General features: G+C 35.0%; 19 protein-coding genes. 2 read left to right on the forward strand and 17 right to left on the reverse strand.

Features of this window, described 5'->3' with window-relative positions; all coding sequences use genetic code 11:
• Positions 1–173: 173 nt before the first annotated feature.
• Together chrA and B0G92_RS07050 are read right to left on the reverse strand one after the other, a co-directional pair.
• Entirely contained in the window at positions 174–1298 is a 1125-nt protein-coding gene (chrA, locus tag B0G92_RS07045; protein ID WP_101471577.1) for a chromate efflux transporter, read from the reverse strand.
• Positions 1299–1352: 54 nt separating this feature from the next.
• Positions 1353–1766, reverse strand: coding sequence for an ester cyclase (locus B0G92_RS07050; protein ID WP_101471578.1), 414 nt, complete (start codon positions 1764–1766; stop codon positions 1353–1355).
• A 157-nt stretch (positions 1767–1923) separates the two neighbouring features.
• Between B0G92_RS07050 and B0G92_RS07055 the strand changes: the two genes are divergently transcribed.
• Together B0G92_RS07055 and B0G92_RS07060 are read left to right on the forward strand one after the other, a co-directional pair.
• Positions 1924–2853, forward strand: a complete 930-nt coding sequence (locus B0G92_RS07055; RefSeq protein WP_101471579.1) for a hypothetical protein — start codon at positions 1924–1926, stop codon at positions 2851–2853.
• A 148-nt stretch (positions 2854–3001) separates the two neighbouring features.
• The gene (locus B0G92_RS07060; RefSeq protein ID WP_101471580.1) at positions 3002–3925 is read left to right on the forward strand and encodes a fibronectin type III domain-containing protein; all 924 of its coding nucleotides are present in this window, start codon (positions 3002–3004) and stop codon (positions 3923–3925) included.
• 77 nt (positions 3926–4002) lie between these two features.
• On the opposite strand, the gene B0G92_RS07065 is transcribed toward B0G92_RS07060, so the two are convergent.
• The 15 genes from B0G92_RS07065 to B0G92_RS07130 form a co-directional block, all read right to left on the reverse strand.
• Complete coding sequence (locus tag B0G92_RS07065) at positions 4003–4794, reverse strand: DUF3667 domain-containing protein (RefSeq protein WP_101471581.1); 792 nt, start codon at positions 4792–4794, stop codon at positions 4003–4005.
• A 24-nt stretch (positions 4795–4818) separates the two neighbouring features.
• Positions 4819–5067, reverse strand: a complete 249-nt coding sequence (locus B0G92_RS07070; RefSeq protein ID WP_101471582.1) for a hypothetical protein — start codon at positions 5065–5067, stop codon at positions 4819–4821.
• Between the two features lie 282 nt (positions 5068–5349).
• Positions 5350–5502: a hypothetical protein gene (locus B0G92_RS16655; RefSeq protein ID WP_180326412.1), complete on the reverse strand. Its 153-nt coding sequence runs from the start codon at positions 5500–5502 to the stop codon at positions 5350–5352.
• Between the two features lie 77 nt (positions 5503–5579).
• Positions 5580–6653 (reverse strand): NAD(P)H-dependent flavin oxidoreductase, encoded by a 1074-nt coding sequence (locus B0G92_RS07075; RefSeq protein WP_101471583.1) that lies wholly within the window; start codon positions 6651–6653, stop codon positions 5580–5582.
• 3 nt (positions 6654–6656) lie between these two features.
• Positions 6657–7034: a nuclear transport factor 2 family protein gene (locus B0G92_RS07080; protein ID WP_101471584.1), complete on the reverse strand. Its 378-nt coding sequence runs from the start codon at positions 7032–7034 to the stop codon at positions 6657–6659.
• Between the two features lie 21 nt (positions 7035–7055).
• A complete protein-coding gene (locus B0G92_RS07085; RefSeq protein ID WP_101471585.1) occupies positions 7056–7802 on the reverse strand; it encodes an SDR family NAD(P)-dependent oxidoreductase in 747 nt (248 codons plus the stop codon).
• A gap of 11 nt (positions 7803–7813) precedes the next feature.
• A complete protein-coding gene (locus B0G92_RS07090) occupies positions 7814–8038 on the reverse strand; it encodes a tautomerase family protein (protein WP_101471586.1) in 225 nt (74 codons plus the stop codon).
• 94 nt (positions 8039–8132) lie between these two features.
• Positions 8133–8711, reverse strand: a complete 579-nt coding sequence (locus tag B0G92_RS07095) for a Crp/Fnr family transcriptional regulator (protein ID WP_101471587.1) — start codon at positions 8709–8711, stop codon at positions 8133–8135.
• A 47-nt stretch (positions 8712–8758) separates the two neighbouring features.
• A complete protein-coding gene (locus B0G92_RS07100; protein WP_101471588.1) occupies positions 8759–9073 on the reverse strand; it encodes an ArsR/SmtB family transcription factor in 315 nt (104 codons plus the stop codon).
• A gap of 275 nt (positions 9074–9348) precedes the next feature.
• Positions 9349–9720: a VOC family protein gene (locus tag B0G92_RS07105; protein WP_101471589.1), complete on the reverse strand. Its 372-nt coding sequence runs from the start codon at positions 9718–9720 to the stop codon at positions 9349–9351.
• On the reverse strand, positions 9710–10132 hold the full coding sequence (locus tag B0G92_RS07110) for a hypothetical protein (RefSeq protein WP_101471590.1): 423 nt from the start codon (positions 10130–10132) through the stop codon (positions 9710–9712). The genes B0G92_RS07105 and B0G92_RS07110 overlap by 11 nt, the downstream gene beginning before the upstream one ends.
• Positions 10133–10252: 120 nt before the next feature.
• Complete coding sequence (locus tag B0G92_RS07115) at positions 10253–10612, reverse strand: DUF4180 domain-containing protein (RefSeq protein ID WP_101471591.1); 360 nt, start codon at positions 10610–10612, stop codon at positions 10253–10255.
• A gap of 92 nt (positions 10613–10704) precedes the next feature.
• Positions 10705–11811, reverse strand: a complete 1107-nt coding sequence (locus B0G92_RS07120; protein WP_101471592.1) for a tetratricopeptide repeat protein — start codon at positions 11809–11811, stop codon at positions 10705–10707.
• Between the two features lie 163 nt (positions 11812–11974).
• Positions 11975–12388, reverse strand: a complete 414-nt coding sequence (locus B0G92_RS07125; protein ID WP_101471593.1) for a nuclear transport factor 2 family protein — start codon at positions 12386–12388, stop codon at positions 11975–11977.
• Between the two features lie 60 nt (positions 12389–12448).
• Complete coding sequence (locus B0G92_RS07130; RefSeq protein ID WP_101471594.1) at positions 12449–15766, reverse strand: Ig-like domain-containing protein; 3318 nt, start codon at positions 15764–15766, stop codon at positions 12449–12451.
• Positions 15767–15776: the final 10 nt, after the last annotated feature.

The raw sequence follows: 15776 nt of genomic DNA on the forward strand, positions 1-15776 counted from the left end.
TACCGCCTTTATTTTCAAAGAAAATATAATTTACTGCTGTAAGAACAAGAAATATTTCTAAAATCCCGAAAACGATTAAAAAAGGAGTGGGTTAAATAGCTTCATGAAGTAAATATCTAAAAACTATTTGAAAAGGAATTGAAAAGAAGTAAGATATCAGTTAAAGTTGCCTTTTAAACTATATAAAGCAAATACCCCAAAATTCCTCCCCCAATGACTACAAAGGCACTGTTGATTTTGCGGAATTTGAAGACAATAAGCGAACTGATTATCCCAATAACGATTGTTCTCCAGTCTGTGATACTGTCTTTTGCCATTTCATAGCAAACCGTAATGATGATGGCTACAGAGGCTACATTTACTGCATCTAAAAATACGGACAATAATTTTGAGCTGCGCATTTTTTTCATCAGCGGATGGAGCAAAGCCACAAAAATAAATGAGGGCATAAAAATAGCCAGAGTAGAAATAAGTGCGCCTGACGGCCCGTTGATCTGGTATCCTATAAAGGTAACCGAGGAAAAAACAGGTCCCGGTGTGAATTGTCCAACGGCAATGGCGTCTATAAGCTGTTGCCTGCTGAGCAGTCCAGTTGCGACCAGTTCTGCATCTAAAAAAGCAAATAATACATATCCGCTACCATAAAGTATAGCACCAATCTTTAAAAAAATAAGAAAAAGATTGAGGTTTTTAGCAGACACAACTTCAGAATCTGAAATTTGCAACAAAGTGATAGGAATAAACAAACCCGCAGTTCGCTGTTGATTTATAAAGTGTATTGCCATTGCTAATATTCCGGCTCCGAACAATAAAAAAACTTCATTAATTCCGTATAAAGACAGCAATAGTACGCTAAAACCAATGGCCCACAACTGCAGGTTTTTTAAAGATTTTTTAGCCAACGGATAAATGGCAGCCAATATTACTGCTATTATGGCCGGTTTTATTCCGTATATGAATGGTTGTACTTCCGGAAGTTGGCCATATTGCTGATAGAGCCATGCAAAAAATAAAGTGATACTAACGGCAGGGAGTATAAAGCATAGTCCTGCTATTAATAAACCTTTCCAACCAGCCCTGTCTTGTCCTATATGAATTGCCATTTCGGTACTGTTAGGTCCGGGAATCAGATTTGTAGCGCCTATCAGATCAAGAAAATGCTGTTCAGACATCCAGCGTCTTTTGGTTACAAGTTCCTGTTGCATCATAGCGATATGGGCCGCAGGACCTCCAAAGGCTGTAAATCCTAATTTTAGAAAAACTTGTGTAAGTTCTTTCAGGCGATGCTCTTTTTTCACGCTTTTGGTTTATATGTTAGCTACTGATACAAATGATAGTATCGTTTTAAATTATCAAATAAATCCCAATTGCTTCATAATGCTCGTTCTGTCATAGGCCTGTGTATGTCCTGCAATTTTTCCATCTAGGATATGATAAAACGTCATGCCTTGTGCTTCTATCTTTCTGTTCGTTGCCGGCCATTCGCCTATTTGGCCGGTATTTGTTCCGGTCATAATCCAAGTGATGGCAACCACATTGCCGTCTGATATGGCGGTCTTGATGTCGAAATGTACATCAGGGAATGGGCCAAAGGTATGATGCAGTCGTGTTGCAAATTCGTCATGTTTCAACGTTTTGCCTTCCCAGGGGTCTGCATTGTCGAGATGAATGGTATATTCCGGAGCCAGATATTTAGGGATGTCCTCCAATTTTTTTTCGTTCCAGATACGTTGCATGAATTCCCGTATCAATGTTTCGTTTGCCATTCTTATTGTCTGTTGTTATCGCTGTATCTGAGCAATTAATAATTTAAAAATTTATCAAATATAGCCTGCTTACGAATCTTGCCAAAATATTTTTACGAGAATTAAAATGTTGCTATCTTGCCGCGCATTTTAACAAACTAACTAAAAAAACGAACTAATGAAAACTAAAATTACAGCCTTTGCAACGCTGTTTCTATTTGTCCTTTTGATGGGATGTTCAGGCGGAGATGATGGCGGTTCAAATTGCGGAAAAGTAGAATCGGTTACTTTTTCTACTACTCCGGTTGCGGTAACGCTTTACTTTACTGGCGGTACTAATGCCAATTCCTTTAAGGTAGAATATGGTCCTACCGGATTCAGACAAGGAACAGGAACATCTGTAGTGACTTCAAATACACAGATAGAAGTTACCGGACTGGTTCCTTCTACAACTTATGATTTTTATATTACCGGAATTTGCAGCGACACAGAAAACAGCACCCCTTATAAGCTTTCAAGTGTTACAACACAAGCCAGTCAATGTACTGGAACTACCTCAGTACAGTTTGGTCAATTATATCCGAATGAGATTGACCTTCAATTTACCTATTCAGGCGGATATGCAGAATATTACGAAGTGGAATATGGACCGGTAGGATTTACTTTAGGAACCGGAACCAAAGCAACTACTTCTTTCGGGACTTCTTCAAAAACTCTTACAGGAATCCAGGCTTCAACAACCTACGATTTTTATGTACGTTCTTATTGTGCATCGGGCGAAAAGACTCCTTTTGTCAAATTCAGCTATACAACTATGAATGGATGTCCGAAACCTACTAATTTGTCAAGTTGGATTGTTTCAGGAAGTTGTAATAGTGGTACCGCAACCAGAGCTTTTTCATGGAGCTATTTAGCTGGTACGCCACAAAGTTATACGATTTCTATCGTTCAGGGAGCTACTGATAATCCTGCTGAAGGAAATACTTTTGTTACTTCTACAACCGGTATATCTATTTCAAATATGTTCTGTAATTGGAGGGCTTTTTATGTAAGAGCCAATTGTACAGGCAATGATAGCAGTGAATGGGCTGGTCCTTATTATTTTTAAGAAATTTTGGGAAAGAATCAAAGAAGAGACTTTTTTTGGGGAAGTCTCTTCTTTTGTTTAGTGTTTATCATCTAATTTTTTCGGAGAATATAATATGATTATCTTTCATATCAGAATTTTAATAAATTAACTTAATTAACAGGCACGAATGAGTAGTAAAATTACAAGTATTATTTCTATATTTATTTTTATCCTTTTTATAGGATGTTCCAGTGAAGATGGAGAATCTGGTAATTGTGGCGAGGTAATAGATGTTTCTTTTAATGTATATTCTTCTACCAGTCTAAGTCTTACTATAAAGGCCGGTCATAATACAGGTTCGTTTAAAATTGAATATGGACCTGCTGGTTTTGCGAAAGGCACAGGAGTTTCAATAACTACTTTAAATACAGTTTATGATATAGGAGGACTAATACCTTCAACAAGTTATGATATCTATGTTACAGGTATTTGTGATGGAGTTGAAAACAACGCTTTTTATAAGCTATCGAATGTTACCACAAGACAAAGCAGATGCGCAGGTAATACGGAATTAGATTTCTTTCAGTTTAATCCTAATGAATTAATTCTTCAATTTCTATACAGAGACTCAGCCCCTTCTCATTATGAAGTTGAATATGGTTTGGCAGGTTTTACATTAGGCACAGGAACCCGAATTAGTACCGTTTATTTGCAAAAAACAATCACGGATTTCCAAATGGATAAGGATTATGATTTTTATGCAAGGACGTTTTGTAGTCCGTTTGAAGCGACTCCTTTTATTAAGTATACCTATAGGACTGTTGTTCCATGTCCAAAACCAACCAATTTAAGGAGCAATTCGATTATTGGATTATGTGATTCTCCGGATGCAAGAAAATCTATTGGATGGGATCATCAATATGGATCGTATCAAAATTTTGTAGTTTCTCTTATTCGTACTGTTGGTGAAACACCAGGAGCAAATACAATAACTACAGGTAATAATGGAGAAATACTTCATGGCCCATTTTGTGAATGGATTGGCTTTTATGTTAAAGCAAATTGTAATGGTGGATCAAGTAGTGAATGGGCCGGCCCTCATTATTTTTAAGAAACTTTAAAACAATAACAAAAAGCGGGCTTCTTTTTAAAAGAAACCCGCTTTTTTATTTATGCAAAACTTGTTTATTATTTTTTAGGAATAAACATTTCCGGATTATTCATAACCATCCATATCGCTATCCCAAAAATGATCATTATGTAAATTACAAATCCTATCGCTAATGCCAATAATACTTTAATAATAATATCACCGATACTTTTTTGTGTATAATATTCCTTATAAAACCATACCATAATGAACGGATAAGCAATGAAGGTTGAGAGCGTCATGAAAGTCACAAAGATTGCTGGTGTATTCTTTAACAGGTATAAGATTGGAAAGAAAACAACAATGGAAAGAATAGTATAGTAAATCAAAGTATAGGTGTTCATAATTACATGTTCGTAATAATTCTCTCCCCATTTTTTGAATACCAGGGCTGTTACAATCGAAGCCAACGGAATTAACAGTAACATGATTATTGAGCTATAGGACGACAATAAAGACATAGCATCATGCATCCCGGGCATGGTTAATTTCTGTTGCCCATAGATTTGTTGCATGTAATTTTCCATTATTACATCTGACTTGATGACTTTAAAGGAAAGGAAGGCAGAAATACCGCTCAATACAAACGCCAGTAGAATAGGTTTGTAATGGTTAACCCTATCACCATCGATAAATTTTTTTGCCGTTTTTCCAGGGTTTCTAGCAACATTTTTTAGGGAATAGAAAAAGCCTTTATTGGTATGTACGGCCAGATATTGCACTTCATCAATCAGGTATTTACGGTCAATCCTTTTGTATTTTTTTTGTCCGCAGTTGCTGCAAAAATTTTCAGTTATAGGACGGCTGCAGTTCAGGCAATTGTTTTCCATTTTTAAAGATTTATTGGAAAGTTATTATTTGGAGTTTCGCGATTTGATTTCTGTATTAAGTTGGCCAAAGCGAATATAATTTGGAAGCATCGTTAGTATACAACCCGGAATAATGGCAATAAGTGCGAAATTTTTACTCTTCATACCCATGAAAAGAAGTCCGACACAGGCCAGAAACATTATGATACTGAATGCAATCAGGACACTTTTTAGTGTGTTTTTTTGTTTGTGCAGCTCTTCCAGTGTTAATTCAGAGAGTTTGTTGGTTTTCATATGATTGGATATTGTTTTCTCATTATGTTAAAAACATGCCAAATATAATAAATCCCCAATTGCAATTGCTAGTGGGGATTATTATTTCTAAATTAAAACGGATTATCATCCGTAGTAATTATATTGCCCAACAAAAAATCCAAAAAAGAAACAGACTGCCTTTTTTGACAGTCTGTTACGATGTTTATTTATCCAAGCTTCTTAAATTACTGTTTTTATGTAGAAGATTCTTAAAACGTTATCAAAGAGTTTTTGGATATTGACTATTGTTTGTTTGAAACATTATTTCCCATATTTCTGTTCGTATTGAGCAGGGGTCAAATACTTAGTGTCAGAAATTTTATTTACTTTATTTGAAGCAAATAAAGTTGTCAAAACCAATGCTATTCCAGAAACGAATAGCAATAAACTTTTTTTAGTTATTGAATTTTTCATGGCTTATAAATTTTAGATGTTTATAGTTATAAAAATAAAAAAAAATATTTTAATTTAAAATAAATAGGATTACCTACTTAATACTGGAATAACTTATTAGTTTCTGTAATTAAATCCTTCATCAACTCATCAGCTTTATGATGTTTTAGAGTTGCAGTGTTTTGTCCAGACCAAAAGTTGATCATGTCTGTTCTTCCTTGTGCCAGAGCGGCTGCTCTTAAAGGAGCAATTAATTTGGTTTGTAAAGGAAATGGCAATACTTCAGTTTCAAACTTTACTTCGTCAGCTATTTTGTTGGCAACCATTCTGCCCATTCTTCCTGTGAGTGATTTTGAAAGAACCGTATGTTTTGGACTGCCGGAAAGCAATACCTCTTTATGTAGAGGAGTAGCGCCTGATTCGTCAGTAACCATAAAGGCAGTGCCTAACTGAACAGCATCAGCTCCCAGCATCAGTGCCGCGGCAATACCTTTGGCATCTGTAATTCCTCCGGCAGCAATGATTGGTGTAGTTGTTTTGGCTTTTAGCTGCTGAATAAGTGTAAAGAGTCCGGTCTGAGAGTCCTGAGCCGGCCTAAGAAAAGACGGACGGTGACCTCCGGCCTCAAATCCGGAAGCTACAATGGCATCAACTCTGGCTTCTTCTAATGCCAATGCTTCATCGAGTGTTGTTGCTGCACCTATTGTTTTGATGCCCAGCCTGCGTGCTTCTGCAAGAATTTCTTGGGAAGGTATGCCAAATATAAAACTAAATACAGCCGGGCGAATTTCAAACAAAACTTCTACCTGTTTTTCAAATTTGAAAGGAATGTCTGTTGATAATTCCGGCAATGGAATATTCAATTCGTCAAAGTAAGGCTTAAATAGTGCCTTTACCTTGTCTAAAGATTCTTTTGGATAATCAGTCAGGCTTTTGTCAACGTCTGATACCCATAAATTAATGTTATAAGGTTTATTAGTTTTAGCTTTGATTGCTTTCCCTGCTTCTCTTATTTCTTCAGGAGATAGGGTATAGGCTCCAAAACTTCCTAATCCGCCTGCATTGGAAACGGTGGCAAGAAGTTCTGCAGTCGAAAAACCACCACCCATAGGACCTTGCAATATCGGGTATTGGATGCCTAGTAATTCTGTTATTTTGGTTTTATTCCACATGATTTATTCCTTTACGTGTGTCAATAGTTTGTTTACGATAACCCATTTTCCGTCAATCAAAGAAAGGCTGAGCAGGTCGTAATAATTGTATTCAAAAATAGGAACGTGGGTTTTCGCAACGGCAATCGTATTGATAATTTCTATGGAGATGATTTCCATACCAAATTTGGCACCCAATTCATTAGGGCTTTTGCGATTTTTTACACCTTCCAAATATTGCTCAAGCATTTTGAAATAAGGTTCTCCATTTATATCGCCGGATAAAAATGCCATCGGATGGAAAGCGCTTCGGAGCAGATGGATGTCTCCTGCAAAAATACCATTAAAATAATTTTCCAGCACAGAAGTTATCTGTTTTCTGTTTTCGTCTGTAGTTTTCATTTTTTGGTTTTAAGAGGTAAATTAAGAAATACGATGCCCGGCAACATGTCCGCCATCTAGATTAATCGTTTCTCCGGTTACAAAATTACTTTCGGCAAGATATAAGGCCAGTTCTGCTACGTCCTGGGTTTCGCCAATTCGATTAAGGAGATGTAATCCCGCAAGATTATCAGCATCAGCAACCCCAATTTTTGACTGTAACGGACTTCGTATAATACCGGGAGCTATAGTATTGATACGGATGTTGTTTCTTCCAAATTCAGCAGCAAGCTGTTTCGTAAGTGCATGAATGCCACCTTTGCTTGAAATTGGGGCGGTTGCCGGAAAACCGTCAATGGCATGGTCAACCAATACGGTGCCTATGTTGATGATGGCTCCTCCGTCCTGAGTAAGCATTTGCCTGATGGCAGCCTGACTTGTGAAAAAAGTTCCTTTGAGGTTGATATCTAAAAAACGGTCCAAATCTTTTTCGTCTATTTCCAGAAAAGGCTTCGGTTCGAAAACTCCTGCATTGTTTATCAATACATCTGCGCTACCAAAATGTTTGACGGCTGTTCCGATAAGCTGTTGTCCTACTGATATGTCGCTTATATCTCCGGCTATCGGTACGAGATGCTCTTCGTGTCCCAAATCTTTTTGGGCGTTTTTAAGATTATTTGCATTAGCAGAGTTGATTACTACATTGTATCCTTTTTCTAAAAATAGCTTTGTAATAGATTTTCCGATTCCGGTTGATGCGCCTGTTATTATTGCTGTTTTTGTTTTCATTGTTATTAATTTTAAGAATTGTTTTTTTGTGCCGTAATACCTTTTTCGCGGAGAATCGAAACCTGTTCTCCGGCAAAACCCCAGTCGTCAAGTTCTATTTCCTGTAGGACTATATGAGTAAGATTGGGGTCTTTGCCTAATATATCGCTAATGAGATTTGTCACTCCGGCAATCAATTGCTGTTTCTGTTCTCTTGTAACACCTTCACGGGTTAGTTCAATTTTTACATAAGGCATGGTCTTGTACTTTAAATAATTTATTAATTTATAGTACAAAGGAAAGGAGGAATTTTAGGAGGGATGAGTGACATAGGTCACATTCCGTAGCAGGCTATTTTGAAGAATTGTACAACCTGCTGAGGGTTTCTCTTGAAACACCCAGATAGGCTGCGATCAGATGTTTCGGAACCATATTGTAGAGGGCAGGGTAGAGTGCCATTAGTTCCTCATATCGGGTTTTGGCATCGTTATTCATGAAAGAAAGGAGTCTTTTTTGTGCCGCAACATAGCCTTTGTTCGTTCGCCATCTGAAAAAATATTCGACCTGGTGTAATTCACGACATATTTTCTCTCTGGCTTCATTAGTAATCGAAAGGACTTCTGCATCTGAAATACAGTCAATAGTAATGGTGGCCTTGGCTTTGTTGTATAAAGCGGCGTAGTCTGATGTCCACCAGGTAGGCATGGTAAACTGAAGGATATGCATTTTAATATTGTCGTTCATAAAAAATGTTTTCAGACAACCGGAAAGGACAAAGTATTCTTTTTCGACATCATCACCTTCATTGATAACAACCTCACCTTTTTTAAAAGATTCGGCTTTAAAATGCGAAAAGAAATGTTCAAACTCCTCTTCTGATAAGGAAGCGGTTTTTGCAATATGCTGTTTTAAGATTTCTTTGCCTTCCATTTTAATATGTTTATTATGGCTATGACCTTTGTTTTGAAATTGCTATACTATTGTTCTTTTATTGCATCCAGTAAATCATCCAATTGGCTAAAACGGCTTTCCCAGATTTTTTTGAACTGCTCGAGCCATTTGTCTATTTCTTTCATCTTGTCGATTTCAAGTTGGTAATAAATTTCCCTACCCTGATGTTCTTGCTTTACCAATTCGCATTCGGCCAGTATTTTCAGATGTTTTGAGACGGCCTGACGTGTAGTGTCAAAATGTTCTGCCAGGGCATTAGGTGTCATGGGCTGTAAAGCAATCATGGCGATAATGGCTCTTCTGGTAGGATCTGCAATTGCCTGAAAAATATCTCTTCTCATATTGTCTTATTTGATAATCAGTAGAAGCAACTAATTGGTTGCAAATTTAAATGCAACTTTTCGCTATCACAAATGTTTTAATGTTTATTTTAATGAATGGTTGTGTTTAGCGGGTCAATAATTGAGCAAAAGCACTAATGTGTTCGTCAGATTTAAAAAAATAACACACTCTGTCTCTCCGGTTTTTGTTTTCAATGGATTGCTTTGTTGGTCACTCCCCTATAGAATGATTTCTATCAGCCGGATTGTTTCATGGTTTAATTATTATAATGAAACTATGACTTAAAAAACTCACCAAAATGCCATAATATGCCCGATGGGTCATGTAGGAAACATTCTCTTCCCCAATCGTGATTGCGGATAGGAACGAGTTTTGCATTTTTGTATTTTGAAGTAAGGTCTAATGACAAAAGGTTGTCCCAACAGTCCTGTACATCTTCTACTTCTAAAAAAATCATGGTATTGTCTATCCAGTCTTTCACATAAGCATCCTGCAGGTAAAAACCTAAACCTTCCTGTGTTTTGAAAAAGGACATATTAGGAAACAGTTCGACTTCTTCAAATCCTAAATCTTTGTAAAAGCTACGGGATATTTCAAAGTTTTGGGCCCCGATAAAAGGACGAATAGAAGTGGTTTTAATTTTCATGGCTTTCTTTTTCTATAAATTTAGTGAAATTCTTTGCATTTGTCAGAAGAAGATAACCAATTATGATTTTTATAAAATGATAAATAAGCCATCCGGTTTGCGGATAATCTTTCAAAAGTTCTTTCTGTTGCAAGAAGGTGATTAGGGTTGAACAAAAATTTGGCAGGCTTTCTATCAATATTAATGCGCCTATTATAATTATTGAAATAGTTAGGACAGTTGTGCTTTTGATTGTAATATCTATTCTTTCTTCTTTGAAATTATCTTTGAGTTTTAGCTTCTCAATAATCCAGCCTGTTTTAAAAAGGAATAGCCGTATTATAATTACCAAAATAATGATGGTCGTACAAGACATTACTAAAAGTAATAGCAAGTTTTGAAAATCAATACTTCCATTGATAGAAGAAATCATTGAAAAAAATTGAGGGACTACAGAAATGCAACTAAATAATAACCATAATCCTATGGTTTTAAGGAGCAATTTCCAAAACGTGTCAATTAGCATATTTTTATTTTTTAAGTTAAAGATTGTTTATTTTGAAAATTTTTCCAAACCTTCAGATAAAGAAGAGAGAAAATAAATCTGTCCCATTTTATTACTTTCAAAAATAAAATCTTTCAGGCTTTTACTCTCATATTTGCTGAAATCTCCCACAATGACAAGACGGACACGATAGGTTGAAAATTTTTGGAGTATTTCGCCCGCAATTCCTGTTTTCAGGTCAAAAAAAGCCGAAGTGATGTTTTTCTCATAGATTATGATTTTGTCAAAACCTTGATAATATAGGTTGCCAAGCAAATCCAATCCGTCATCAGTAGTTTTGATTATTTCATCATTTGAAATTATTTCAGCTATGTTGGTATCGTTTAGAGTATGGGTTTCTATTTTCATAATCAAATAATGATAGAAGTTGGTTTTCCAGGACTTTTTTATGTCAGTGGTTAATTTCTGTTTTTGTTTGTACGTCTGATTATGATGGTGTTTTATTTCACGTTTTTTTGAATTAGTTTGAGGGCCTCAGCCTTAAGAATATCGTATGGAACATCATCGTTAAATCCTAAACCTGAATTAATATGCGTAGAACCAATATTGGCACAAAGCATATATTTTGCACCTCCTAATTCAACAGAGACAGGAGAGAATTCTGTTTGTGCCGTAAACACCACTTCATTATTCTTATCTATGACATAAAATAGGTGCTTATTGTAGATTTTTCCTTTGTTTTCGTCTTCATATCGTTCAAAGACCTGTATTAAATAATCTTTCCACTTGAACCGATCAAAGCAAAACATGTCTTCCATATTGTCTTTTAATAGACCTTTTTTATGGGCTTCATATAATTTGTTTCTATAAGGGGTGGCTTTGCCATATTGTTTATTGTTATAATAAATTTGAATGAGTTTGGCATAAGAATGATAATCATTAGGGACTAATTGAATAAGCTCTATGAAAGAGAATTCCGCTTTTCCGTAATTACCTTTTAGAGATTCCAATAGGCCAATATTATATACCGTATTTATATAAGAATCCGAGTCTTTTGCGATTTTTGATTTTGCAACATAAAAAGCATCTAATGCCTTTTCGTTTTCTTTCTGATCAGAATATATTTGGGCTATCATGGAGTATGGCCTATCAATACAATTTTTTTGTTCTGTTGCCTTTATATAATTTTCAAGGGCTAATTTGTCTTTTTTGAGATTGTAATAAGAGTCGCCAAGGCCGCTATAAAAAACGGAATCGTCAGGTTTTAGAGCAATTGCTGCCTGAAAACTTTTTATAGCCTCATCATATCGTTCCATATAATTTAATGCAGAAGCTTTGATATAATGAGATGCAGCATTAGTTGGGTCTTTTTGAATTGAAGAATTAATAAATTGCATGCAATTATTATCATCTCCTTTCATATAATAAGCAAGCCCGATATAATATAGAGATTTGGCAGAGTAGTCTTTAGATTTTGATGCATGTTCAATAATTTGGTCGTATTTATTATTGTCTGATAAAAGCTTCAATTCCTCTGCCATGTTATCTTGGGCAAAAAGAGGCAAATTGATAATCATCAAAATAATCGACACTAAGACTTTCTTCATTTCTACTGTTTTAGAGATTTTATAAATGCTATTTTATTTGCTAAAAATAAGAAAAATTGTATATAAAGATAGAGTTAGTAAAAATCTCCGACTACAATTTGCAATCGGAGATTTATATTTAGCCCAAACCTGAAACCTGAAATCTTAAATCAAAAATCCCAAATCATTTACTCAAAGCATTTACAAGTCCATAACTGTCTTCCAACAGACGATAGCGAACAATTAAGCCATCTTCAATAGTGAAATGTATCGAAAATAAAGTTTCATATATTTTTCCGGTCCTCGTCATACGGGAAGAAAATTCGCCTGTTACTACAGCAAGATTACCTTCCGTAAAGATCGGGTCGATCTTGGCACTCAAAGGTTCTGTGTTTGCCCATAGTAATTCGAAAAAAGCTTTAATTTCTGTTTTAGTGCTTTTCTTTCCGAGCCAGGGAGCCACATCTTCATTTCCAGGAATAAACCAATCTACATTTTCAGGAAAGAAAGTAAGCAGTTTCTCCAAATCTCTTTGACCGAGTGCTCCAAGATAGTTTTGTATTGTGTTTAGTGTCTGTTGTTCAGCAATATTATTCATAAGGTTATAGCAATTTTATATACTTCAAATATAAAAAATCGAAGAGTAAATTTTGAAAGATTATCGTTTCAAAGAGAAATGTCCTTTATGTTTTTTTCCATTTTTTCTGCTGGCTACAAACCAATAATCAGTTGAAGGGAGTTCTTGTCCATTATATTTTCCATCCCAAGAGTCCATATGGTTTAATGTTTTTAAAAATTTACCATAACGATCAAAAATATCGACTTTTAGTCCAGGCTCAAAAGAAGAAAAATTAATAGACCAATTGTCATTATATCCGTCATTATTAGGTGTGAAAAACCGAGGATACATCAATAAAGCTACATCGTCTTTAACTATTCCACATCTGTTTTTATCACGAACATATACCATATATACCCCGCTAGCTAATCTTGAAAAAACATTACTGGCTTGATAATTTATCCCATCAATTGAAAATTCATAATCTCCTAAACCGTTTGTATTTATAACGATTGTATTCTCTGTATCTGTCCAGTCTTGAATGTCAATTGTTGAAATTGTCGCAGCGTTTGATAAAATGACAGTGAAATTTTTTGTTGACGAACAGATGATATTTCCATGTCTTTTAGTTACCGTTACGGAATAAATTCCAGCTTGTGAAATAATTATGGATTCTGAATTAGAGCCTGTTGACCATAAGTAGCTGTCAAATCCCGTACCGGCATTAACAGTAATAATTCTTCCTTCACAAAGAGCTACTGTGTCAGGAATGGTCAGTATAGGGCTTTTCAATAAATTTATACTTAACTTAACAACTTGATGGCATCCTCCAGTTGAAGTAAGCCTCACATAAATTTCACTTAGGTCGCCAGTTAAATTGTAACTTGTTGAAGAATTAATTAATTCAGAACTAATTTCGTTCGTGGCACCAAGTAAGGAACGGTAATAATTGAATGTATAAATTGAAGTGTTAGAAATTAGGTTTGTATTGTAATCTGCTAAATTGATAATTTCCAGACCATCATTTAAATTGTCACATATTGATGCGGAATAATCATTCGCATTTAGAGTATTTGTCAAAAGAACAGTAACAGGAAGTCTATTAATGCTTTCGCAATTATTTATTGTTTGGCTCGCATAATAGATTTCTCCATTCACCAATATTTCTGTTGAAGGGAGTGCTGTACCACTTGAATCATACCAAATAATATTACTGCCGTTTATGGCTATATTAGTGAGGGTTGGACTATCTGTAGAGCAAAATGTTTGAGTTGAATCTCCAGTTGGAATAGCAGTATTTTGAATGCTGATTGTGATTGGAATTCTTGAGCTTTCACAACTATTAATAGTTTGAGATGCATAATACGTTGTTCCGTCAATTAAAAGTAAATTGCTAGCAAGTAGATTCCCTCCAATTTGAGAGTCGTACCATTGTATGTTGCTACCATTTATAATGATATCGTTTAAAGTGGCATTTTGTTGTTGGCAGAATGTTTGCGGAGATGATAAAACTGGAGACGAAACCGAATTTATTGTCACATTAATTAAAGTTCTATTACTTTCACAACCACCTGTGGTCTGAGATGCATAATAATTAGTGTTATTTTGTAAAATCGTGGTTGTAGGCAAACTATGGACATCAGTAAGGGATGAATACCATCTGATATCTTGACCAAGAGCAATTAAACTTGAAATTGTAGCTCGTTCGCTTTCACAAAATACTTGATTTGCTGCAATGGGAGCAACAGGACTTTGACTTATGTTTACTGTTACAGGTAATCTTGGACTAGATTCTGGACAAGTTCCGGTTTGCTTTGAAGCGTAATAAGTCTGTGCATTTATTAAAGCGGTAGTAGGGTTTAATAAATTTCCCGAAGTAGGAGAATCATACCATTTTATTGAACTAGAATTTGGAGTTAAATTTGCAATTGTGGGATTTCTGGAGGAACAGAATGTTTGGTTGTTATCTCCAAGTGGTGGTGAAGAAGTGGTACATGGACCGAGTTTTTGAAGAAAACCATCAAGGTTGTAAGTTATTGAATTAAAAGATTTTAACGAAGTGAATGTGGTGGGAGAAGGATCAAAATCGCAAACTCCGGAAAATTCCCCAAACAAATAATTATTATTATTTATGACCTTAATTTGTTTTATTTGATATCCAAGGCAAATATTATAAGAACTTTGTAAAGGTAATTCTTGTCCAAACTTTATTACATTATCAAAATTCCTATTGGAATCAAGTTTTAGATAGAAGATATCGCCATAATTTGATGGAGTCAAATTATTAATGTTACTGGATGGGTCAAAATCAACGGTAGCGTTAAAAGTTCCCCCAATGAAAAAATTACCCAGATCATCTGTTGTAAGGGCAGTAAAAGAAATATCGCCCCCTACAGGTACCTGAAATTGCTTTACATCTAAAAAAGTACCATCCAAATTTAAAAATATAATAAAGCGATTGTTCCCTGAAATAGAAACTACTCCAGAAGAAGGGTCAACATCAACAACAGCTTGAAAATCATGTTTCCTGCCAAGTAATGTAATGCCATTGTTTGAAACATGAAAATCTTTTTGTGCTTGGTTTATAAAATTTTTCTGCCAGATAATAGAATTGGTTGAATTATCAATATTATATAGAGTATAATCGCTAAAATTATTCTGAAGATAATTGATATTGCCATCAGGTCTGACAATCAATTTATTATAAGAATTGTCACTTGAGTTAAATTGTTTTACCCATGCAAAACTTCCATCATTATTTATTTTTAGAATATAATTCCCAATCCCATTCCCGTTCGAATTTAAAGATAAGCTTGGATTGTTGTCGATTATAAAGTTCCCAATGAAAAAACCACATAAAAAAATATTGTTTTGATCATCTAAGTCAAATGATCTAGTGTACAAAATGTCAGTTCTATTATTTCCATAAACTTGAGGGATGCTTTTTGTAGATATTATATTACCATCAGGTGATATCTTTACAATCTTTATGAATGAATCTATAACATTTGTACTACTATTATATTCATGTATGCTTAATAAAGCATATATGTTGCCGTCTTTCCCAATTTTAATATCATAAGCATGATCTGATCTTCTATAATTTCCAAATGTCATCCCCCATATGTAGTTTCCATCGCTGTCAACTTTAATCAGATAGGTGCCTTGAAAATTCTGAACATGTGAATTGTCAATAATTTCTACGCCATCAATTGTAGGATCCATATCAAACAATGGTGATTCAGTATCGCCTATTAAATATGAATTTTCATTACTGTCAACGGCTAATCCTATGGCAAAATCATTGTAATCTGATACGATTCCCTTTATTTGTCTGACCCATTGAAAATCTTGACCTAACGATTCGGTTTGTATAATGATGGATAAAATAATAAATGAAAGTATTTTTTTAATCATGAATATTAAT

The organism is Flavobacterium lindanitolerans (genome assembly GCF_002846575.1).
Taxonomy (GTDB): Bacteria; Bacteroidota; Bacteroidia; order Flavobacteriales; family Flavobacteriaceae; genus Flavobacterium; species Flavobacterium lindanitolerans.